The sequence below is a fragment of the Roseibium sp. R5 genome (assembly GCF_055755305.1).
On the sequence record NZ_CM146910.1, the window covers coordinates 4,322,146 to 4,342,430 of the forward strand.

Below are 20,285 nucleotides of genomic sequence, written 5' to 3' on the forward strand. Positions count from 1 at the left end.
AAAGGAACCTCACGGAACAAAAACAAAATGACCGCATATAACTTCCGATCACTGGCTGCTTTCTCGCCATTCGCGTGATCAGATTATTTTTAGTTCTTCTAGAACGCCTTTTTAGATATAGGGCGCTAAGGACTGGCGTACACTATCTCCTCTCCAAGCCGCAACGGCTATGGCGCGCAGGCTGTGAAAAAATAACCTGATTTTTGTATAATTTCCGCCGTCTCCCCGGATTTTCGACAAGGGGTTGCTTTTTGCCAAGGGCATCACTATACGCTTGAAGTTCTTGTTCCTAAAGCTATGGAGACGTCGAATGGCGCGCGTGACCGTCGAGGATTGTATCGACAAGGTCGAAAACCGGTTTGAGCTGGTGCTGCTTGCTGCGCATCGCGCTCGCATGATTTCCAGTGGTTCTCCGTTGACGATCGATCGCGACAACGACAAGAATCCTGTTGTCGCTCTGCGTGAAATCGCCGAACAGACCGTCAGCCCTGAAGACATGAAAGAAGATCTGATTCACTCGCTTCAAAAATTCGTTGAAGTGGATGAGCCGGAAGCCGAATCTGTTCCGGTTGTGGCCGTTCCAGGTCAACAGCAGGTCACTCAGGTTAACACCGTTGACGACAGTGCCGTCGAGTTCGACCGCATGACAGAAGAAGATCTTCTGCGCGGCCTGGAAGGCCTTGTGCCGCCTGAGCGGACCGACGATATTTGATATCATTCTCATGGCTGGAGCGTTGCTGGACTGACCTGGCGCTCTGGCCGCAGCTAATCAGTTCCGCCTTGTATGTTGGCGGTTGCATGGGTCAGTCTCGACCATGATGCGTCAATATGAATTGGTTGAGCGTGTCACCCGCTACAACCCTGATGCCGACGAAGCCTTGCTCAACAAGGCTTACGTTTACGCCATGCAAAAACACGGCTCGCAAATGCGAGCCTCCGGTGACCCCTATTTTTCTCATCCTCTGGAAGTTGCTGCGATCCTTACGGATTTGCGCCTGGATGATGCGACGATTGCCGTTGCTCTGCTTCACGACACCATCGAAGATACGGACGCGACCCGCACAGAGATCGATTCTCTGTTCGGCGAGGAGATCGGCAAACTCGTCGATGGCCTGACCAAGATCAGCCGCCTGGACCTGGTGTCCAGGAAAGCAAAGCAGGCGGAGAATTTCAGAAAACTTCTGCTCGCAATCGCAGATGATGTCCGTGTCCTGTTGGTGAAGCTCGCCGACCGGCTGCACAACATGCGCACGCTCCATCACATGCCGGAGCACAAGCGCGGCCGGATCGCGGAAGAAACCATGGAGATCTATGCGCCCCTCGCCGGCCGCATGGGCATGCATGACATGCGGGAAGAGCTGGAGGACATTTCCTTCCATACGCTCAATCCGGAAGCTTATGAGACGATCAACGAACGTCTGGAAGACCTCAGAGAGCGAAACAAGGATCTGATTCTCGACATTGAGACGACCCTGACTGAGCGCCTGTCGGAAAGAGGCATGGCCGCGCTGGTCAAAGGCCGCGAAAAACGCCCCTACTCCATCTTCCGCAAGATGCAGCGCAAGGCGATCGGGTTTGAACAGCTTTCGGATATCTACGGATTCCGGGTGACCGTTGGCACCCTAGAAGCCTGTTACCGGGTACTCGGTGTCATTCACACGACCTGGCCGACGGTTCCGGGCCGGTTCAAGGATTACATCTCCACACCGAAGCAAAACGACTACAAGTCGTTGCATACGACGATTGTGGGCCCCTCCCGCCAACGGGTCGAGCTTCAAATCCGTACAGTAAACATGGATCGGGTCGCCGAATACGGGATTGCCGCACACGCGCTCTACAAGGACGGTGAATTCGGTGGGCGGAACATTGCCAATCACACCGAGGATTGCCGCGCGTTTGAATGGCTCCGCCGGACCACAGAGCTTCTGGCTCAAGGGGACACACCAGAAGAGTTTCTTGAAAACACGAAACTGGAACTCTTCCACGATCAGGTGTTCTGCTTCACACCGAAAGGGCGCCTGATTGCCCTGCCGCGCGGCGCGACGCCGATCGATTTCGCTTATGCGGTGCACACGGATATCGGCAACACGTGCGTCGGCTGCAAGATCAACGGAAAGATCATGCCGCTGGTCACCGCGCTCCACAATGGCGATGAGGTTGAAGTTATCCGGTCGCAGGCGCAAACACCGCCGCCGGCCTGGGAAGCGATTGCCGTGACCGGAAAAGCGCGTGCCGCGATCCGCCGGGCAACCCGGGAGTCGGTGCGCAAGCAATACGGCGCGCTGGGCGAGCACATTCTCAAACGCGCCTTTGCACGTGCCGACAAGAGCTACTCGGAAGACCTTCTCGAGGCGGTCTTGGACACGCATCACCAAAACAGCGTTGCAGATCTCTTGGCCGCCGTAGGCCGGGGCGATCTCAGCGCCCAGACCGTATTGAAAACCGCCCATCCCGATTATCAGGATGAACGTGTCGCCATTTCCGGACCACCGTCCGGCGAAGGCTGGTTTGACCTTAAACAAGGCCATGGTCTTAAATTTCGCATACCTCCAACAGGGCTTGCCGGTGCAATCGTTGAGGACGGCGATGATTGGTCAGATAACAATGCTCTGCCAATTCGGGGCCTGTCCGGCGATATCCCGGTCAGCTTTGCTCCAGATGGCGGCGCTGTGCCCGGTGATCGCATTGTCGGGATCTTGACCTCATCCGGCGGGCTGACCATCTATCCGATACAATCGCCTGCCTTGAAAGAATATGACGACGAGACTGAGCGCTGGGTTGATGTTCGCTGGGATATTGACGTCAACAATCCGGAGCGGTTTCCGGCGCGGCTTGATATCTCCGCTGCCAACGAGCCCGGATCACTGGCAACGATCGCGCAGGTCATTGGCGAGAACAGTGGCAACATCGATAACGTCAAAATGCTTCAACGCGCACCGGATTTTCATCAAATGTTGATTGATTTGGAAGTGTGGGATTTGAAACATTTGAACCGCATCATCAATCAACTCCGTTCCAAACCGAATGTCTCCAGTGTAAGCCGGGTGAACGGCTGACCGGACTGATCAAGTCAAAAGGACCCGCTTTATGACACGTGACGACGTGCTGTCCGTTTTCCGCGATGCCGGTGCCATCCTCGAAGGACATTTTATCCTGACTTCCGGCCTTCGCAGCCCGATCTTCCTGCAAAAGGCGCGGGTTTTCATGTACCCGGACAAGACGGAAATCCTCTGCAAGGCGCTTGCTGAGAAGATCAAGGCATCGGATCTCGGGCCTCTGGATATTGTTGTTTCCCCAGCCCTTGGCGGACTTATTCCGGGTTATGAAACTGCACGGCATCTTGATGTGCCGGCAATGTGGGTCGAGCGGGAAGACGGTGAGTTCCGTTTGCGCCGGTTTGAGATGCCGGAAGGCGCAAGGGTTATCATTGTTGAAGATATTGTCACAACCGGGCTATCCAGCCGCGAAACGGTAACGTCTCTGAAAGCACTTGGTGCTGAAGTTCTTGCTGTTGCCTGCCTGATCGACCGGTCCGGCGGTGAGGCAGATGCAGGGGTTCCTGTGATTGCTCTGGCGGATTACAAGGTTCCGGCCTACGAACCGGACAACCTGCCGCCGGAACTTGCCGCGCTGCCGGCCGTCAAACCGGGCAGCCGGGGCCTCGCCTGATTAAAAGTGTGATTGAGAGGATTTGACGCCGCCACATGCTGTTCCGCCGCCGTAATAGACCAACACATGTCGAGCGCCTTCGGGTAGCTGTATGGCCTCGGCACAGCTGGGCCCGGTCGACACGTTATTTCGGCAAGCGTGTCCTGCGGTTGACGGCAACGCCTCATGCGATTGCCATTGGCTTTGCAGCCGGGGCATTTGCGTCGTGTACGCCTCTGATTGGCTTTCACTTTCTGACAGCTTTCGCATTGGCCTGGGTCCTTCGCGGTAACATGATTGCGGCGGCGCTGGGCACATCGATCGGCAACCCACTCACCTTTCCGTTCATTTGGGCGTTTACCTACAAGATCGGTCAGTGGGTGCTTTATGGTCAGGCCCCGGATGCTGACCCACATGCGGTCCATGCACAGTTCCAAAGCTCGCTCTTTGCAAAGTCGCTCGATTCGCTGTTGCCTATGGTCAAACCCATGTTCATCGGCGCGGTGCCCATGGGTCTGGTGCTCGGCACGGTTTCGTATTTTATCGTCTATAAGAGCGTTGAGGTGTATCAGCGGCGCCGGAAAGTCACACTTGACGCCCGGAACAAGCGTCTGTTCCCGCCGCCGAACCGCTCCTTTGACGAGGACCCTGGCAGCTGACGGGATCCCACCTTACATAAGCGGCCTGAACGGAACGAACGGAATTGACCAAACATGATTTTGGGCATTGGCAGTGACCTCATCGACATTCGCAGGATCGAAAAGACCCTGGACCGGTTTGGCGAGCGTTTCACCAATCGGGTCTTCACTGAAGTGGAACGGGCCAAGTCCGATCGGCGCGCACAAAGGGCAGCGTCCTACGCCAAGCGGTTTGCAGCCAAAGAGGCCTGCTCCAAGGCACTGGGCAGCGGAATTCGCATGGGTGTTGCTTGGCGGGAAATGGGGGTCGTGAACCTGCCTTCGGGAAAACCGACCATCAGCCTGACCGGGGGAGCCTCGGACCGGCTGAACGCAATGGTCCCGGAAGGTTTCAAGGCAGCCATCGACCTGACCATCACCGACGATTTTCCTTTGGCGCAGGCCTTCGTTGTCATTTCTGCGTGGCCGGAAGACTGGCCGGAGCCCCCATCAACAACTTCCTCGTGAGCATAACAGCGAACCTTTGGCTATTGATTGCTTCACCGGCCGCAACCGGCTAAGAGTGGCCGATATCCGGGCACCGGCTCCGGCGGACTTTAGAGAACAACTTTAGGGACAGCATGAGCGTGACCGAAAACGGAAAAGATAAGGAAGGCGGCGTTTACGAGACCGTAAAAGTCATAATCCAGGCCCTTCTGATCGCCCTTGTCGTCCGGACTTTTCTCTTTCAGCCGTTCAATATCCCTTCCGGGTCTATGAAAGACACGTTGCTGATCGGCGATTACCTGTTCGTTTCCAAGTTCAGCTACGGCTATTCGCGATATTCCTTCCCGTTTGGTCTGGCGCCGATTTCCGGCCGCGTCTGGGATGCTGAGCCGGAGCGCGGCGATATCGCGGTTTTCAAGCTGCCGACTGACACCTCCATTGATTATATCAAGCGGGTCATCGGCCTGCCGGGCGACACTGTTCAGATGATCGATGGGGTCGTTCATATCAACGGGGAAGCTGTCCCGCGGGTCAGGATCGACGACTACATCGAAGAGTCCTCTTCTGGCGCTGTGCGCCGGGTTCCGCGCTACCGTGAAACACTTCCCAATGGTGTGAGCTACGACACACTGGACATCACGGACCGCGGCCAACTGGACAACACACGTGAATACACGGTGCCGGAAGGGCATTATTTCATGATGGGTGACAACAGAGACAATTCGGTTGATAGCCGTGTCCTCAGCCGGGTTGGCTATGTTCCTTATGAAAACTTTATCGGCCGGGCAGAGATCCTGTTCTTCTCCATCGGTGACGGCACGCCAGCCTGGCAAATCTGGACATGGCCATGGACAGTCCGTTGGGACCGCATCGGCCGGGGCCTTTGAGGCTCTTCTTGAGTGGCAGTGTCCGGTGACCAGCACCGGACCAACGATATGACAAAAGAAAAAAAACAAAACCCCATCGCAGCGCTGAAGGCCGCGCTGGCTTACGAATTCAAGGATCTGGAGCTCCTCCGGGTCGCGTTGACGCACGCCAGCGCTTTGGATCCGGCTGATACCGTGACCGGCAGCTACCAGCGGCTGGAATTCCTGGGCGACCGGGTCTTGGGACTGGTCGTGGCATCCATGCTGCATCACCATTTCCCCAAAGCCGATGAAGGGGAACTCGCCCGCCGCTTCAATCACATGGTCAAGCGGGAAACTTGTGCCGAAATCGCGAGTGAACTCGGCGTCGGTGATGCCATGCGGATCGGTCAGGCCGAAGCTCAGACGGGCGGGCGAAAGAAGACCGCTCTTCTTGCAGATATCTGCGAAGCGATCATTGCCGCGATCTATCTCGATGGCGGCTTTGACGCCGCAGATGCATTCGTCCGGCGCCTTTGGGAGCCGCGTATGTTATCCTGGACCGGCCCTTTGAGAGACGCAAAGACTACGTTGCAGGAGTGGGCCCAATCCAAGAGCCTGCCAACGCCGCGCTACGAAGTTGCGAGCCGGGAAGGCCCGGACCACGCACCAAGCTTTACAGTGTCCGTCATTGTGCAGGGCCTGAAGAACGGTGAGGGAACAGGCGGGTCGAAACGGATTGCCGAACAACACGCCGCCGAGGCGGTGCTGCGCCGCGAAGGCGTGTGGAAGGACTGAACGACGTTGAGCGACGACACCTCAAACGAGCCAGAAGACTTTGAGACCGACGACGAAGGTACAGAGTTTGTCGCGCCGAAAGGCCGCTTCGATATTCCCCTGCCCGACCCGCTGGGGGCAATGCCATCAGACACGAAGGCCGGCTTTGTCGCCCTGATCGGCGCGCCGAATGCCGGAAAGTCGACGCTGATCAACCAGCTGGTCGGAACAAAGGTCTCGATCGTCACGCACAAGGTGCAAACCACCCGCTCCATCGTGCGCGGTGTGGCCATGAACGGCACTGCCCAGATTGTATTCATCGACACTCCTGGGATCTTCAAGCCCAAACGGCGGCTCGACCGCGCCATGGTCGACACGGCCTGGGGCGGTGCACGCGATGCCGATGTCATCGCTCTTTTGATCGACGCTCGGAAGGGCATCGATGAAGAAGTGGAATCCATCCTCAAGCGCCTCAAGGGTCAGACAGCACCAAAGGTGCTGATCCTGAACAAGACCGATGTTGCCAATCGGGAGAAGCTGTTGAAGATTGCGCAAGCGGTCAATGAACACATTGAGTTTGAAGAAACTTTCATGATCTCCGCACTGACCGGCGACGGCACGCAGCAGATCCTGAACTACTTTTCCTCAAAGGTCCCGGATGGCCCTTGGCTGTATCCGGAAGACCAGCCGTCCGACCTGCCCTTGCGCATTCTCGCGGCTGAAATCACCCGCGAAAAGCTGTTTGAGCGCTTGCACCAGGAGCTGCCTTACATTTCGACGGTCGAGACCGAGCGCTGGGAAACCAAGAAAGACGGATCAGCCAGGATCGAACAGACCATCTATGTAGAGCGCGACAGCCAGAAGAGCATTGTGCTCGGCAAGAAGGGCCAAACGATCAAGCAGATCTCCCAGGCCTCGCGCAGCGAGATCTCGGACATCATCGAAGCACCAGTGCATTTGTTCCTGTTCGTTAAGGTCCGTGAAAACTGGGCCGATGATCCCGAGCGCTACCGGGAAATGGGGCTGGAGTTTCCAAAGTAGTTGGCCTTGTGCAAGCGAATCCGGCACGGTCTAGCGTCGGCCTGAGCAAGGGACAGTCGCGTTGGAATGGAGTGGACACGGTGTGGTGCTAACCACCCGCAAGCACGGCGAAAACGACGTCATACTGGAAGTGATGACCGCAGATCGCGGCCGTCACCTCGGCCTTGTTCGTGGTGGCCGATCAAAGCGCCACCGCCCTGCATTGCAGCCCGGCAATGAATTGTCTCTCACCTGGAAAGCCCGGATCTCCGATCACCTTGGGCAATTCCAGATAGAACCACACACGGCCCGTGCTGCTGACCTGATGAACAGCGGAATTGGATTGGCTGCCGTTCAACACCTTGCCGCGCTGGTCCGGCTTCTCCCAGAACGCCATCCCTATCCGCGCATCTATGGCGCGCTGAATGTTGTGCTGGATCACCTTGATGCAAGCGATGCCGCTGCCGCTCTCATGATCCGCTTTGAGCTGGAATTGCTACAGGAACTGGGGGCCGGTCTGGATCTGACCTCCTGTGCCGCGACCGGAACGACCGATGACCTTGCCTACGTCTCGCCGCGCTCTTCCCGCGCTGTGAGCCGGGAGGCCGGGCGGCCCTATCATGACAAGCTGCTCCCCCTGCCCTCGTTTTTGCTGGAGGGGCAGCGGCAAGCCGGGACCGAATTGACCTGGCAAGATGTCACCCAAGGATTTCAACTGACCGGCTTCTTTCTCGACCGGCAGCTTGGCGAGCGTAACATCACTGACAGCGGCACGCGCGCGCTTCTGACGAATGCGCTGGAAAAACGCTACAGATCTGAATTCCCTTGGAATTTTTGACCCTGAGCCCAGATCAGCTGGCTCTTGGAAGCCCGTCGATTGAAGGGGCTGAGCGCTCCGGTAATCCCGTTGCCAGAAGCTGTGCCAACTCCGGAGCATTGAGCGGTTTTGAGAAGAGATAGCCCTGGACGAATGATGCCCCAAGGTCTTTCAGGACTGACAGTTCTTCTTCCGTTTCAACGCCCTCGACCACACACGAGATTGCCATATCCCGGCTGAGTGCCAGGAGTGATTTCACGATGCCATAGCCGGTGCTTCCCGGACAAAGGTTAGACACAAAGCTGCGGTCGATCTTGATACAGTCGAGCGGCAGGCGATGCACGTGGGAAAGGCTCGAGTATCCGGTTCCGAAATCATCCAAGGAAATCCGGACGCCGGCTTCCTTCAAGGTGTCCAGCGCGCGGCGTGTTTCCTTGAAGTCCCACATGACGGACGTTTCGGTCACTTCACAGCTCAACCGCTGAGGGTCGATCCCGGATTGTTTGAGGATCCTCAGAAACTCAACGATGAAACGTCTTGAAGACAAGTTGGACGCCGACAGGTTGAACGACAGCCGAAGGCTCTCCGGCCATGTTTTGGCCTGAGACAAAGCCTTTTCGAACAGATCGAGACTGATCTGATTGATCACACCGGACCGTTCGGCGAGCGGGATGAAGTCGACCGGTGCGACGTGGCCAAGTTGGGGATGATGCCAACGCGCGAGGCACTCAACGCCGAGGATTGAATTGTTTCGAATATCGATGATCGGCTGAAACGCAAGGTGGAGACCGTCTCTGGTCTCTTCATCGAGCAACGCTGACAGGATCTCGGTGTCCCGGGACCGGCGGGCATCAAGGCACGCATCATAGGAAACAGAGGTTTCCTTGCGGTTTTCACGAGCGGTGGAAAGGGCAAAATCAGCCCGTTCAAACAATTCCGTCGCACATGTCACAGCCCCATTGGAGTGGGCTATGCCGGCGGAATAGTTGGGCCGGAAACGGCCCTGTTTCGTTTCAACCGGTTGCTCGATCAGGCGCTCAAACGCCGCTTCCACCCTTTGATACTTTTCAGGATCGCAGGTCCCGAAGAGTCCAAATTCGTCGCCGCCGACCCGGCCAACAAACACCCCTTCACCTTCCATGCCGGCTAGGCGGCGGGCAACTTCCTTCAACACCTGGTCTCCGGCATCCAGTCCGTAAATCTCAGTGATCGATTTAAGGCCGCCGATGTCGAAGATGCACAGACCGAAACGCTCTCCCGATGCATTCGCGGCGCGAAGCTGCCGGTCCAGTTCTTGCCGGAAAAACCGTTTGTTTGCGACACCGGTCAGATGATCGGTGGTGGCGAGCTGGTAATTCAACGCGTTGAGTTTTTTGGTTTCCCGATGTTTCTGCTCAAGATTATGGCTTTGCTCTTTAAAGCGCGTGCCGGTTTTGATGAGCGAAATGAAGTCACGATAGGTGTTCATTTCTATGAGCGCCACGAAGAATGTAACCGCCACCCCAAAGAGTGCCATCAGTTGATAGGCCGGGTCCCCGTACCAGCTGAAGAAGAGTGTGTAGATGCCTGTGCTGGAAACCGCGTTGGTAACCGCGATTGAGCGCAGATGCGTCAGACTGAACAAGGCACTCAGGTTGCCGACAAGGATCGCCAGGAAAATCTGAACCTGCGAAAACGCAGTTCCATAGGGAAACAGCACCAGAGCCCAGATTGTGAAAATGGAGGGGGCCAGGGCTGCGATGATCTGTGTTCTCTTCCGCCAGACGATCAAGGCCTCCAAAGTTCTCGGAGGTGATTTTGGTGCGGACCAAAGACGGCGAATACGGCAATAGGACCAGACTGTTGTGCAAATTGGATAGATCAGGACCAGCCAAAGCGGCGCGTAACTGATTTGCGTGAACGCAATGGTCCAGGCGCAGATGAACCGGATGATGTAAAGGAAAGGGGCCTGGCGCCGTGTCGATTCATACTGCGCTTTTGCAACTTCAATGTCCTGGCTGTCATCCAGCAACCAAGTGGACAGTGCGGACTTCAAACCAGAAAAAGGGCTGGAAACTCTGTTCATACCGATGATCGTCGACAATCCTGCTCGTTACATTTCGGGCAACTTCTCAGACAGCCTCGATCCGAGGTGTTAAAAACACCATAATGCCTTTTTCATTGTTATTTTTACGGTAAAAGAACAACTAATGGTCGCATTTAAAACCGAAACACCTACTCAAACTGACAGGGTTGCGGTGAGCGCTCGAATTTGAACTCAAACCGCACCTGCTGCTGCCTGTGTATGATGCGGAAAACCGTTGAAAATCTGCGGTTTTGATCCCTATGTGCGCGCCGGTTGATTGAACTGCTTCGCGGAAGCCGGTAGCAAGCAAGTATGGGACAAGAAGTGACACCGCCGCCAAGCGGCATTGAAGGCATCAACCTGAAGGACGCGCTGGAAGAGCGCTACCTGGCCTACGCATTGTCAACCATCATGCACCGGGCTCTGCCTGACGTTCGTGATGGCCTGAAACCGGTGCACCGGCGTCTGCTCTACGCGATGCGGCTTTTGAAGCTGGATCCAGGCCAGGGTTTCAAGAAATGCGCCCGCGTCGTCGGAGATGTCATCGGTAAGTATCACCCCCACGGGGACCAAGCGGTCTATGATGCGCTGGTCCGCCTGGCCCAGGACTTTGCACAACGCTATCCGCTGATCGATGGTCAGGGCAACTTCGGCAATGTGGACGGCGATAACGCCGCGGCCATGCGGTACACCGAAGCCCGCATGACCGACACCGCCAAACGTCTTCTCGACGGTTTGGACGAGGATGCGGTCGATTGGCGCGAAACCTATGACGGCGAAGACAAAGAACCGATCGTCCTTCCAGGCGGGTTCCCAAACCTTCTCGGCAACGGTTCCTCGGGTATCGCGGTTGGCATGGCGACTTCGATCCCGCCGCACAATGCCTTTGAACTCTGCAACGCTTGTCAGCTTCTGATCAAGAACCCGGATGCTGAAGTCGATGAGCTTCTCGAGCACATCAAAGGCCCGGACTTCCCGACCGGTGGCCTGCTGGTCTCCGATCAGGGTTCTATCCGCGAGGCCTACGCCACAGGGCGTGGCAGCTTCCGGGTGCGGGCCCGCTGGGAAGTGGAAGAGCTTGGCCGGGGGCAATGGGCAATTGTTGTCACCGAGATCCCCTATCAGGTTCAAAAGTCCCGGTTGATTGAAAAAATCGCTGAGCTGCTGACAGCCCGAAAGCTCCCGCTTTTGGACGATGTGCGCGACGAGTCCGCGGAAGACATCCGGATCGTTCTGGTGCCGCGCTCCAAGAACGTAGATGCCAACATCTTGATGGAATCCCTGTTCAAGCTGACGGATCTGGAAAACCGGTTCTCGCTGAACATGAACGTTCTATCCATGGGCAAGGTCCCGATGGTAATGGGCCTCAAGCAGGTACTGCGGGAGTGGCTGGACCACCGCAAGGTCGTCCTTGTTCGCCGCTCCGAACACCGGCTTGGCCAGATCAATCACCGGCTGGAGGTGTTGGCCGGCTACCTGATCGCCTATCTCAACCTTGACGAAGTCATTCGCATCATCCGCGAGGAAGACGACGCCAAAGCATCGCTGATCCGCACCTTCGAGCTGACCGACGTCCAGGCGGAAGCGATCCTCAACATGCGTTTGCGCTCCTTGCGCAAGCTGGAAGAGCTTGAGATCCGCAAGGAACACGACAAGCTGACAGATGAAAAGGATCAGCTGACCAAACTGCTTGGATCCGATGCGCGCCAGTGGACCAAGATCTCCAAGGAAATCGGCGAAATCGCCAAGGTTTATGGACCAGAGACAGAGATCGGAAAGCGCCGCACAGACAAGGCGGAAGCCCCGGAAGCGGATCTGGTCGACATCCAGCAGGCGATGATCGAAAAAGAACCGATTACGGTCATCATCTCTGAAAAAGGCTGGATCCGGGCACTCAAGGGCCACCAGGCAGACCTTTCGAGCCTTTCCTTTAAGCAAGGCGACAAGCTGAAGCTCTCCTTCCATGCGGAGACGACCGACAAGATCTTGGTCTTCTCCACCGGCGGCAAGTTCTTCACGCTCGGTGCGGACCGCCTGCCGGGCGGACGTGGCCATGGCGAGCCGATCCGTTTGATGGTGGAAATGGACGAGGCACAGGATGTCGTCAGCGCCTTCGTTCACAAACCCGGACGGAACCTTCTCCTCAGCAACAACGAAGCCCGCGGTTTTGTCGTCAGCGAAGATGATGTCGTTGCCAACACCCGGAAGGGCAAACAGGTCTTGAACCTCACAGCACCGGCTGAAGCTGCTTTGTGTGTCGATGCGACCGGCGATCATGTTGCGATCATTGGCGAGAACCGGAAGCTTCTAGTGTTCCCGCTCGCGCAAATCGCTCAGATGGGGCGCGGCCGCGGCGTCCGCCTGCAGCGCTACCGGGATGGCAATGTCTCTGACATCCGCGTGTTCAAAGGCGAAGACAGTCTTACCTGGACCGACAGTTCCGGGCGCAGCTTCACACGCTCGCTGGAGGAGCTTTCCGAATGGCTCGGTGACCGCGGCCAAGCAGGCCGCTTGCCCCCGACCGGGTTCCCGCGCTCGAACAAGTTTGGACCGAAGAAGCTTTAAGCCAAACTGGCGGCATTCAACTGCCGCCATTTTCCAGGTGACATGCCAAACGCACGTTTGAAATGACGGGACATATGGCTTTGGTCTGCAAAGCCGCCGGCCGTGGCCGCTGCCGCAAGGCATTCGCCACCCGCAAGGCCGCTCTTGACCCGCTCCAAACGGCGCATGACCAGATACCGGTGCGGACTCGTTCCAAAAGCCGCCCGGAACTGTCGGGACAGCGCAAACCGGTCCAGACCTGAGACTGCTTCCAGATCACCTGAGTCAATCGGATCGGCCGCATGTTCTTTTAAATACGCGGCACAGGATTTCAGAACCGGCCAGTCGAGCGTCCGCCGGACGGGACGTGCATCATCTGAGAAGCGGCTCAAACAGCTGGCCAGATCTGCCAGAAGATCAGAAACTCTTAAGTCCCCCATTGCACCGTCGAGATCCTGCAAGGCTTCGATCAAGCTTCTCTGAAACACTGGATCCGTCAGAACGGGAGTTGCAACGTGGGGCAGCGCCTTCCCGCCAAGCGCCTCCGCAATCATTTCCGGCGGGATATACATCATCCTGTAGCGCAAACCGGTCTCTGTTCCGGCCCCGCCGTCATGAACTTCATCCGGGTGGATGACGATCACCTGGCCGGGGCAAGACGCCCGCACCGCACCGCGATATTTGAACCGCTGCACGCCGTGCAATGTCAGGCCAATGGCATAGGTATCATGACGATGAGGCGAGAAGCCGTTGCCCTGAAAATTGGCTTCGATCCGCTCAATCCCGGCTTCTGTCGGCGCGACGCGAATGCCGTCCCGACCGATTTTGCACAAACGTTCAAGACCGTTTCCGGCCGCACCGCCTAGGCTGGCCGTCTCTCGCCTTTCCTCAAATCCCATTCTGGAATTTTCATTCATGTTCGATACCAAATTCGTCATCGTCGTCCGCGAAGACTTGGCCATGTGGCAGAAGCTGAACGTCACTGCATTCTTGTCTACCGGCGTCGCCGCCGCCAAGCCGGACATCATCGGAATGCCCTATAAAGACGCTGACGGCAATGTCTATCATCCGATGAGCGTCCAACCTGTGATCGTTCTGGCTGCCAATGCAGAAACGTTGAAGAAGATCAACCGGCGCGCGCTTGAGCGGCAAGTCAAATCGAGCCTTTACATCGAAGAAATGTTCTCAACCGGCCACGACAGCGCCAACCGCGCGGTCTTTGCAGAGCATACTCCAGATAGCGCAAAGGTCGTCGGGATTGCTTTTCACGCGGACAAAAAGACCGCAGACAAGATTTCCAAAGGCGCGAAGATGCACGGATAAACCATTTTACACGGGCGTTTCATGATCCCGACCAATTGCCCCTCGACGCGGCCGGTTTTGTTTTGCACACTTGCAAAAAATCGGGAGGGAATATGGTCGCGGCGTTTACTTTTCATACCAGCGAACGGATTGTTTTTGAAAATGGTGCCGCAGCTGCGCTTGACCGGCATGCAGCGGATTTTCTGGGTAGCCGGCCCTTTCTGGTCACCGATCCGGGGATCGTTTCCCTTGGATTGCAAGAAGCGTGTGAAGCAAGCCTGACCGCCGCAGGATATCAGATTGGCCGCTTTTCCGAAGTCGTTGCCGATCCGCCGCAGAAACTGGTCGAAGAGGCTGTCGCAGCGGCCAAGGACCACGGCGCGACCTCAATCATCGGGTTTGGCGGTGGGTCCTCTCTGGATGTCGCCAAATTGGTCGCCCTATTGCTCGGCAGCGGTGAAGATCTGAATGATGCCTGGGGCATCGGCAACGCCAAAGGCCCCCGCCTGCCCCTCATCTTGATCCCGACCACCGCGGGCACCGGATCTGAAGTCACGCCGATCTCGATCATCACGGTTGGGGCAGATGAAAAACGCGGCGTTGTTTCCCCGCACCTCTTGCCGAATTTGGCCGTTCTCGATCCACTTTTGACCCTTGGGCTGCCAGCCCATGTGACTGCTGCCACCGGCGTTGATGCCATGGTGCATGCGATCGAAGCCTATGCTTCAAAGTCCGCCAACAACAATCCATTGTCGCGCACGCTTGCGGTCGAAGCATTGAAACTGCTCGGCGCCAATATTGAAACCGCCGTGTTTGATCCTGGCAATGTGAGCGCCCGTGGCGGCATGTTGCTCGGCTCGAAACTCGCTGGAATGGCGTTTGCCAATTCCCCGGTCGCAGCTGTGCATGCCCTCGCCTACCCGATCGGCGGAACATTCCACGTGCCGCATGGGCTTTCGAACGCGCTCGTCCTGCCGCATGTGCTTGCATTCAACAATGCGGTAGCTGCATCGACCTACGCAGAGCTCGCACCGGCGCTGTTTCCGGATCTAATTGATCTTCCCAGCGCCAACGAGCGTGCGGACGCCTTTGCAAAGCGTCTCGCCACACTTACGGAAAAACTCGGCCTGCAGACCCGTTTGAGTGAAGTTGGTATCTCTGAAAAGGATCTGCCGAAAATGGCGAGTGATGCCATGAAACAAACCCGTCTTCTGGTGAATAATCCGCGTGAAGTGACCGAGACGGATGCCTTCAACATCTACGCGGCGGCCCTATGACGGCAAACAAAACTTCAGCGCCTGAGCGCGCAGAACCACTGCAACGGTCAGATTTCGGAAGTTTTTTGGAAATCCCCACCCGGTGGATGGATGTGGACATGTATGGTCATGTCAACAATGTCCAGTACCTGAGTTACTTCGATACTGCCGTGAACAGCTGGTATATCGAAAATGGTCTGCTGGATCCGATGCGCGGAGAAACCGTGTTTCTTGTTGCTGAGACGGGTTGCAACTATTTCGCGGAGCTGTTGTTCCCGAGCATTGTTTCAGCGGGTCTCAGAATAGAACAAATCGGCAAGAGCTCAGTGGTTTTCCGGGTCGGTCTCTTTTCCGGCGAAGACCTTCTGACTGCCGCACACGGCCGCTTTGTTCATATCCATGTTGACAGACGAACCCGGCGCCCGCTTCCAATTCCGGACGAAACCCGCAAGGTTCTGGAAACGCTGTGTTAGCGCTCATAAGCAAATCGCGTTTATGCGGATTCAGGTTTCGCTGCCACTCGGCTTTACCTCGTACGCGAAACCTGAAGCAGCCTGAATTTATTTAAACGCGACACGCTATAGACCACCAGCAGAGTTGCCGTTCGATTGAGCAGAATTTTCCACATCTCTACAAGCTGCGCACAGGTGATCAACAGTGGTCTACCCACAGCTTATCCACACGCTAGCAACAGGTTATAGACAGGCTGTTCCACACGCCGTGGCCGAGAGCCAACTCAATTTATGAACAACCGCTTTAGGAAAAATTCTTCATCAAACGAGACTTCTCACGCTGCCAGTCGCGTTTTTTCTCCGTCTCACGCTTGTCATGAAGCTTCTTGCCGCGCGCCAGGGCCAGTTCCAGTTTCGCCCGCCCCTGTTCATTAAAATAGAGCTTGAGCGGCACAATCGTCTTGCCGTCTTTTTGAACGGCTCCAGCCAACTTGCCGATTTCGCGCTTGTGCAAGAGCAGCTTCCGCGGACGGCGCGGTTCATGGTTGAACCGGTTCCCCTGTAGATACTCCGGGATATAGACGTTGTAGATCCAGATCTCGCCCTTGTGCTCGGCAGCGTAAGACTCGCCGATATTCGCCTTGCCCGTGCGAAGGGATTTGACTTCCGTCCCCTTCAGCTCGATGCCGGCTTCCAGCGTGTCTTCGATCTCGTAATTGAACCGGGCCTTCCGGTTGTCGGAGATGATGGTCCGGCCCGGATGCCCTCCTTTTTTCGGAGCCATAAGCGTATTCCTGGGGCGCGCCGCAGCACGCCCTTCTTTGTATTAGTTGATCAGACCTGCATGCGACAACGCGCTGCGGATCTCTGCCTGCGTGCCTTCGGAAATCGGAACGAGCGGCAACCGCAGCTCTTCGTCGATCTTACCCAAAAGCGACAAGGCATATTTGGCCCCTGTTGGGCTCGGTTCAAGGAACAAGGCCCGATGAAGCGGTGCGAGACGGTCCTGATACTCCAGCGCCTTCGCGTAATCACCGGCAAGTGTCGCAGCCTGAAACTCCGAACACAGCCGCGGTGCGACATTGGCTGTTACCGAAATGCAGCCCACCCCGCCATGTGCATTGAAAGCCAACGCAGAAATGTCTTCACCGGAGAGCTGAATGAAATCCGGACCGCACAACTGGCGCTGCCGCGAAACTTTTGCCATGTCCGCAGTTGCGTCCTTGACACCTTTGATGTTGTCGCAGGTCTCAAAGAGCTCAGCCATGGTCTCCGGTGTCATGTCGATGATTGACCGCCCCGGAATGTTGTAAATGATGATCGGAATCCCGACAGCATCATTGATGGCCTTGTAGTGCGCCTTCAGGCCCGCCTGGTTCGGTTTGTTATAGTAGGGTGTTACGACAAGAAGCCCGTCCGCACCCGCCTTTTCGGCGTGCTGGGCGAAATCAATCGCTTCGATCGTGTTGTTCGAGCCTGCGCCGGCGATGACCGGAACACGGCCGCTGGCGGCCTCGATGCAGAGCTCGATAACGCGCTTGTGCTCGTCATGGCCGAGCGTCGGGCTTTCACCGGTGGTTCCGACCGGAACGAGGCCAGTGGAGCCTTCCTTAATCTGCCAATCCACGAACTCCTGAAACCGTTTCTCATCAAGCGCACCGTCCTTGAAAGGCGTGATAAGCGCTGGGATGGAGCCTTTAAACATCTCGGTTTCCTTTTGGATCGGCAGTACGTGGCTAAGCTTGGGACGAATGCCCAAAGAGTTCTAACGGAGGCGCAACATACTCACCCGGCCCGCTTCCGGCAATCCTGCAACTGCTGTTTAGAAGGCTCAATTTCGCTTTTCTTGCGGCTGTTGCACCATTGGTTCGGATTTCACCCACCTGGTGGGTGTGTCGTTTAAGCAATCTTCCTATGGCAGCCGCCGCGCGCTCCAGTTATCTTTCAAAAAAACACAACATATCCTAGGGAGAACCACCTTGACGCTTGCACCAGAGGAACCGCCGCACGCTGTCCCATCCAGCGCTCCGGTCAGCTTGACCTATCAAAGCCCGGACGGGCTGACGCTGGCGGCAAAAGAATGGCCCGTGCCACAGTCCGCGGCAAAAGACGAAAAAGTCACGGTCCTGTGCCTTCCCGGCCTTTCGAGAAATACACGCGACTTCAATGAGATCGCAGCTTTTCTTCAAGGCCAGGGTCACCGTGTTATCGCCCTGGACTATCGCGGACGCGGCGACAGTGATTGGGACCCGGAGTGGCAGAACTATGCGCTTCCCGTCGAGGAAAAGGACATCGATGCCGCGATCAAGGCGTTCAAACTCGACCGTTTTGCGATTCTGGGCACATCGCGGGGCGGGCTGCATGCGCTCGCAATGGCCCACCGGTACCCACCCGACCGGCTGGCCGCCGTGATTTTCAATGACATCGGGCCTCATATCGAGATGCGGGCCATCCATCGGATTGCGGCAACACTTGGCCGCAACATGTTTTATACGTCCCTTGATGAAGTCGCCGGCTCGCTCCGGCACATGCTCGGAATGCAGTTTCCGGTGTTTTCAGCTGACGATTGGCTGAAAATGGCGGGCCAGGTTGCCTCTGAGAAGGATGGAAAGGTTGTGCTCGACTACGATCCGGCCCTTGGGCATCAATTTGCAAGTCTTGATGACGGCGCTCCGGTTCCCGACCTTTGGCCACTTTACGAGTTTTTGAAAGACCGGCCCGTTATGGTCATTCGCGGCGCAAAATCAGACCTTTTGGGGGAAGACACTGCACAAAGGATGGTGGATAGCCACTTGAACGCTGTGCTTCACACGGTTGAAGGCCAGGGTCACGCGCCTGTTTTGTGGGACAGCGAGACGCATGAGCGTATCGGAGAATTTTTGAGCAAGGTCTGACAATCCCCGTATTTGTCTGGCCGTTGCGCCAAACAAAGAGAGAAAAAGCCGGGACCCGTTTGGGTCCCGGCTTTTTTCTTTGCCGCAGGTCGTTCCGAGCAAAAAGAAAACCCGGCGTTTCCGCCGGGTTTTCCATCAAACCTTACGATAAGGATTGATTAGAACGTGCGCTGTACGCGGAAGGTAACAGTCATGTCCTGGTTGTCTACGCCGCCAGCACCGAAGTCTTCGTCACGGTATTCGAATTCAGTACCGATTACGAGACCGGAGACCGGTGTCCAGCCAAGGGTCGCGTGAGCGGACCAAGCGGACAGGTCGTTAGCAGAGTTCAGAGCGTCGATATCCCAGTACTGACCTTGAACCGCGGTGTAGATGGTCGGGGTCCAGTAGTGAGTGATACCAGCTGCGAGGCCCCAACCGGTGGAGTTGGACAGGCCGTTGCCAGCAGCATTGAGGGTCGCGTCGTAGGAACCGTATGCTTCGTGGATGTAGCCGATTGCACCGTCAGCGTAGACAGCGCGCAGGCCGAGGCCAGTGTTGGAGCCGAGCATCGGCAGGTTGAAGCGTGCAGATGCACCAACAGCCCAACCGGTCTCAGAGTCAACCGGAGCTGTGGAAGCACGGTTAGCTTTAACAACACCCATCAACTGAGCGCCGCCCCAACCCTGAACTACGTTCACGTTGGCAACGAGAGCCGGGTAGCGGAAGCCACCGCGGTTGTAACCGCCGATGTAGGTGTTCGGGGAACGCTCACCGGTGTTGGACTCGAGAGAGACGCTTGCAGACAGGCCGTTACCGAAGGTCGCGGTGTAAGCTGCGAGGTTTGCACGGGAGTCAAGACCCTGACCGATGCGGGAACCCCAGGATTCACCAGTCCAGTAGTCAAAGAAAGAACCGGTACGACCGAAGGTGAAGCCGCCGAGCTGAACGAATGCGTCCCACAGCTCAGTGTTGCCGCCAGCAGAACCGAAGTTGGAGTTGTTTGAAGTGAACCAAACGTCGGTGTAAGTGCGCAGCAGGCCGAATTCGGTCTGTGTACGAGCGTCGAGGCGGATGTAACCACGAGCACGGAAACGCAGGCTGTTGTCAGCTTTGGAATCCCAAGCGTTCGGACCGGAGTTGCCGAAGTCAGAGATGCCGTAGTCGGCACGAACACGACCACCTACACGCAGGCAGGTTTCGGTGCCCGGGATGTAGAAGAAGCGAGCGCCGTAAGCGTCACAGATACGTACGTAGTCAACCGGCTCCGGAGCAACCGGAAGATCAGCTGCCTGAGCAGTTGTGGCGGTAGCAACGGCTGCAGCGCCGAGCATCATGCCCTTAAAGAGTTTCATGTCTGACCTCCAAAAATCAGTCAAATTTGCCAGCATCAAAGTGATGCCATTATCCCCGCGAATAATTTCTGTATTTGCTTCCTGCCGGAGGTTGGACGTCCGCGGTATGCAAATCAGTGCGGCCCGAAGCCGCTCGCAGTTGTGACCATACGCATCCCGATCTGCCGTTCAACTCAGAAATCCGGTTTGGAGCCGCCGGGCAGGGTT

The 20,285-nt window shown here is 56.6% G+C and carries 19 protein-coding genes; 14 read left to right on the plus strand and 5 right to left on the minus strand.

The window, feature by feature from the left end; all coding sequences use genetic code 11:
- Positions 1 to 310 precede the first annotated feature (310 nt).
- From rpoZ to recO, 9 genes are all read left to right on the plus strand, one after another.
- Positions 311 to 712, plus strand: coding sequence for a DNA-directed RNA polymerase subunit omega (rpoZ, locus tag AC0J4F_RS20110; RefSeq protein ID WP_133950589.1), 402 nt, complete (start codon positions 311 to 313; stop codon positions 710 to 712).
- A 103-nt stretch (positions 713 to 815) separates the two neighbouring features.
- Entirely contained in the window at positions 816 to 3,056 is a 2,241-nt protein-coding gene (locus AC0J4F_RS20115; protein WP_209173414.1) for a RelA/SpoT family protein, read from the plus strand.
- A 31-nt stretch (positions 3,057 to 3,087) separates the two neighbouring features.
- Positions 3,088 to 3,669: an orotate phosphoribosyltransferase gene (pyrE, locus tag AC0J4F_RS20120; protein ID WP_473024463.1), complete on the plus strand. Its 582-nt coding sequence runs from the start codon at positions 3,088 to 3,090 to the stop codon at positions 3,667 to 3,669.
- Between the two features lie 149 nt (positions 3,670 to 3,818).
- A complete protein-coding gene (locus AC0J4F_RS20125; RefSeq protein WP_473024464.1) occupies positions 3,819 to 4,307 on the plus strand; it encodes a DUF2062 domain-containing protein in 489 nt (162 codons plus the stop codon).
- Between the two features lie 54 nt (positions 4,308 to 4,361).
- On the plus strand, positions 4,362 to 4,793 hold the full coding sequence (gene acpS, locus AC0J4F_RS20130; RefSeq protein WP_473024465.1) for a holo-ACP synthase: 432 nt from the start codon (positions 4,362 to 4,364) through the stop codon (positions 4,791 to 4,793).
- Between the two features lie 113 nt (positions 4,794 to 4,906).
- Positions 4,907 to 5,659: a signal peptidase I gene (gene lepB, locus AC0J4F_RS20135; protein ID WP_473024466.1), complete on the plus strand. Its 753-nt coding sequence runs from the start codon at positions 4,907 to 4,909 to the stop codon at positions 5,657 to 5,659.
- 48 nt (positions 5,660 to 5,707) lie between these two features.
- Positions 5,708 to 6,415, plus strand: a complete 708-nt coding sequence (gene rnc, locus AC0J4F_RS20140) for a ribonuclease III (protein WP_473024467.1) — start codon at positions 5,708 to 5,710, stop codon at positions 6,413 to 6,415.
- Positions 6,416 to 6,535: 120 nt separating this feature from the next.
- Positions 6,536 to 7,435, plus strand: a complete 900-nt coding sequence (gene era / locus AC0J4F_RS20145; protein ID WP_473026453.1) for a GTPase Era — start codon at positions 6,536 to 6,538, stop codon at positions 7,433 to 7,435.
- A gap of 61 nt (positions 7,436 to 7,496) precedes the next feature.
- Entirely contained in the window at positions 7,497 to 8,252 is a 756-nt protein-coding gene (gene recO, locus AC0J4F_RS20150) for a DNA repair protein RecO (RefSeq protein WP_473024468.1), read from the plus strand.
- A 13-nt stretch (positions 8,253 to 8,265) separates the two neighbouring features.
- On the opposite strand, the gene AC0J4F_RS20155 is transcribed toward recO, so the two are convergent.
- On the minus strand, positions 8,266 to 10,314 hold the full coding sequence (locus AC0J4F_RS20155; protein ID WP_473024469.1) for a putative bifunctional diguanylate cyclase/phosphodiesterase: 2,049 nt from the start codon (positions 10,312 to 10,314) through the stop codon (positions 8,266 to 8,268).
- A gap of 294 nt (positions 10,315 to 10,608) precedes the next feature.
- Here AC0J4F_RS20155 and parC point away from each other — a divergent pair, with 294 nt between their 5' ends.
- Complete coding sequence (parC, locus tag AC0J4F_RS20160; RefSeq protein ID WP_473024470.1) at positions 10,609 to 12,861, plus strand: DNA topoisomerase IV subunit A; 2,253 nt, start codon at positions 10,609 to 10,611, stop codon at positions 12,859 to 12,861.
- On the opposite strand, the gene AC0J4F_RS20165 is transcribed toward parC, so the two are convergent.
- Positions 12,858 to 13,739, minus strand: a complete 882-nt coding sequence (locus AC0J4F_RS20165; RefSeq protein WP_473024471.1) for an AraC family transcriptional regulator — start codon at positions 13,737 to 13,739, stop codon at positions 12,858 to 12,860. The two genes, parC and AC0J4F_RS20165, sit on opposite strands and share 4 nt — an antisense overlap.
- Positions 13,740 to 13,755: 16 nt before the next feature.
- On the opposite strand from AC0J4F_RS20165, the gene AC0J4F_RS20170 reads away from it, so the two are divergent.
- The 3 genes from AC0J4F_RS20170 to AC0J4F_RS20180 all read left to right on the plus strand — a co-directional run bounded on the left by AC0J4F_RS20170 (position 13,756) and on the right by AC0J4F_RS20180 (position 15,871).
- Positions 13,756 to 14,163 (plus strand): DUF2000 family protein, encoded by a 408-nt coding sequence (locus tag AC0J4F_RS20170; protein ID WP_473024472.1) that lies wholly within the window; start codon positions 13,756 to 13,758, stop codon positions 14,161 to 14,163.
- 92 nt (positions 14,164 to 14,255) lie between these two features.
- Complete coding sequence (locus AC0J4F_RS20175) at positions 14,256 to 15,419, plus strand: iron-containing alcohol dehydrogenase (protein ID WP_473024473.1); 1,164 nt, start codon at positions 14,256 to 14,258, stop codon at positions 15,417 to 15,419.
- Positions 15,420 to 15,484: 65 nt separating this feature from the next.
- Positions 15,485 to 15,871: an acyl-CoA thioesterase gene (locus AC0J4F_RS20180; RefSeq protein ID WP_473024474.1), complete on the plus strand. Its 387-nt coding sequence runs from the start codon at positions 15,485 to 15,487 to the stop codon at positions 15,869 to 15,871.
- Between the two features lie 283 nt (positions 15,872 to 16,154).
- Here AC0J4F_RS20180 and smpB read toward each other — a convergent pair whose 3' ends face one another.
- Together smpB and dapA are read right to left on the minus strand one after the other, a co-directional pair.
- Positions 16,155 to 16,634, minus strand: a complete 480-nt coding sequence (gene smpB, locus AC0J4F_RS20185) for an SsrA-binding protein SmpB (RefSeq protein ID WP_133950617.1) — start codon at positions 16,632 to 16,634, stop codon at positions 16,155 to 16,157.
- A 42-nt stretch (positions 16,635 to 16,676) separates the two neighbouring features.
- Positions 16,677 to 17,555: a 4-hydroxy-tetrahydrodipicolinate synthase gene (gene dapA, locus AC0J4F_RS20190; RefSeq protein ID WP_473024475.1), complete on the minus strand. Its 879-nt coding sequence runs from the start codon at positions 17,553 to 17,555 to the stop codon at positions 16,677 to 16,679.
- Between the two features lie 274 nt (positions 17,556 to 17,829).
- Between dapA and AC0J4F_RS20195 the strand changes: the two genes are divergently transcribed.
- The gene (locus AC0J4F_RS20195) at positions 17,830 to 18,744 is read left to right on the plus strand and encodes an alpha/beta fold hydrolase (RefSeq protein WP_473024476.1); all 915 of its coding nucleotides are present in this window, start codon (positions 17,830 to 17,832) and stop codon (positions 18,742 to 18,744) included.
- 158 nt (positions 18,745 to 18,902) lie between these two features.
- Here the strand turns inward: AC0J4F_RS20195 and AC0J4F_RS20200 are convergent, their stop codons facing one another.
- Positions 18,903 to 20,078, minus strand: coding sequence for a porin (locus tag AC0J4F_RS20200; protein ID WP_166672754.1), 1,176 nt, complete (start codon positions 20,076 to 20,078; stop codon positions 18,903 to 18,905).
- Between the last annotated feature and the right edge of the window lie 207 nt (positions 20,079 to 20,285).

Bases quoted from the DNA above. Each gene is read 5' to 3' on its own strand.
- smpB (WP_133950617.1), bottom strand. From the start codon at position 16,634: ATGGCTCCGAAAAAAGGAGGGCATCCGGGCCGGACCATCATCTCCGAC.
- era (WP_473026453.1), top strand. From the start codon at position 6,536: ATGCCATCAGACACGAAGGCCGGCTTTGTCGCCCTGATCGGCGCGCCG.
- AC0J4F_RS20165 (WP_473024471.1), bottom strand. From the start codon at position 13,739: ATGGGATTTGAGGAAAGGCGAGAGACGGCCAGCCTAGGCGGTGCGGCC.
- rpoZ (WP_133950589.1), top strand. From the start codon at position 311: ATGGCGCGCGTGACCGTCGAGGATTGTATCGACAAGGTCGAAAACCGG.
- AC0J4F_RS20170 (WP_473024472.1), top strand. From the start codon at position 13,756: ATGTTCGATACCAAATTCGTCATCGTCGTCCGCGAAGACTTGGCCATG.
- lepB (WP_473024466.1), top strand. From the start codon at position 4,907: ATGAGCGTGACCGAAAACGGAAAAGATAAGGAAGGCGGCGTTTACGAG.
- AC0J4F_RS20115 (WP_209173414.1), top strand. From the start codon at position 816: ATGATGCGTCAATATGAATTGGTTGAGCGTGTCACCCGCTACAACCCT.
- parC (WP_473024470.1), top strand. From the start codon at position 10,609: ATGGGACAAGAAGTGACACCGCCGCCAAGCGGCATTGAAGGCATCAAC.
- AC0J4F_RS20200 (WP_166672754.1), bottom strand. From the start codon at position 20,078: ATGAAACTCTTTAAGGGCATGATGCTCGGCGCTGCAGCCGTTGCTACC.
- dapA (WP_473024475.1), bottom strand. From the start codon at position 17,555: ATGTTTAAAGGCTCCATCCCAGCGCTTATCACGCCTTTCAAGGACGGT.
- acpS (WP_473024465.1), top strand. From the start codon at position 4,362: ATGATTTTGGGCATTGGCAGTGACCTCATCGACATTCGCAGGATCGAA.
- AC0J4F_RS20175 (WP_473024473.1), top strand. From the start codon at position 14,256: ATGGTCGCGGCGTTTACTTTTCATACCAGCGAACGGATTGTTTTTGAA.
- rnc (WP_473024467.1), top strand. From the start codon at position 5,708: ATGACAAAAGAAAAAAAACAAAACCCCATCGCAGCGCTGAAGGCCGCG.
- pyrE (WP_473024463.1), top strand. From the start codon at position 3,088: ATGACACGTGACGACGTGCTGTCCGTTTTCCGCGATGCCGGTGCCATC.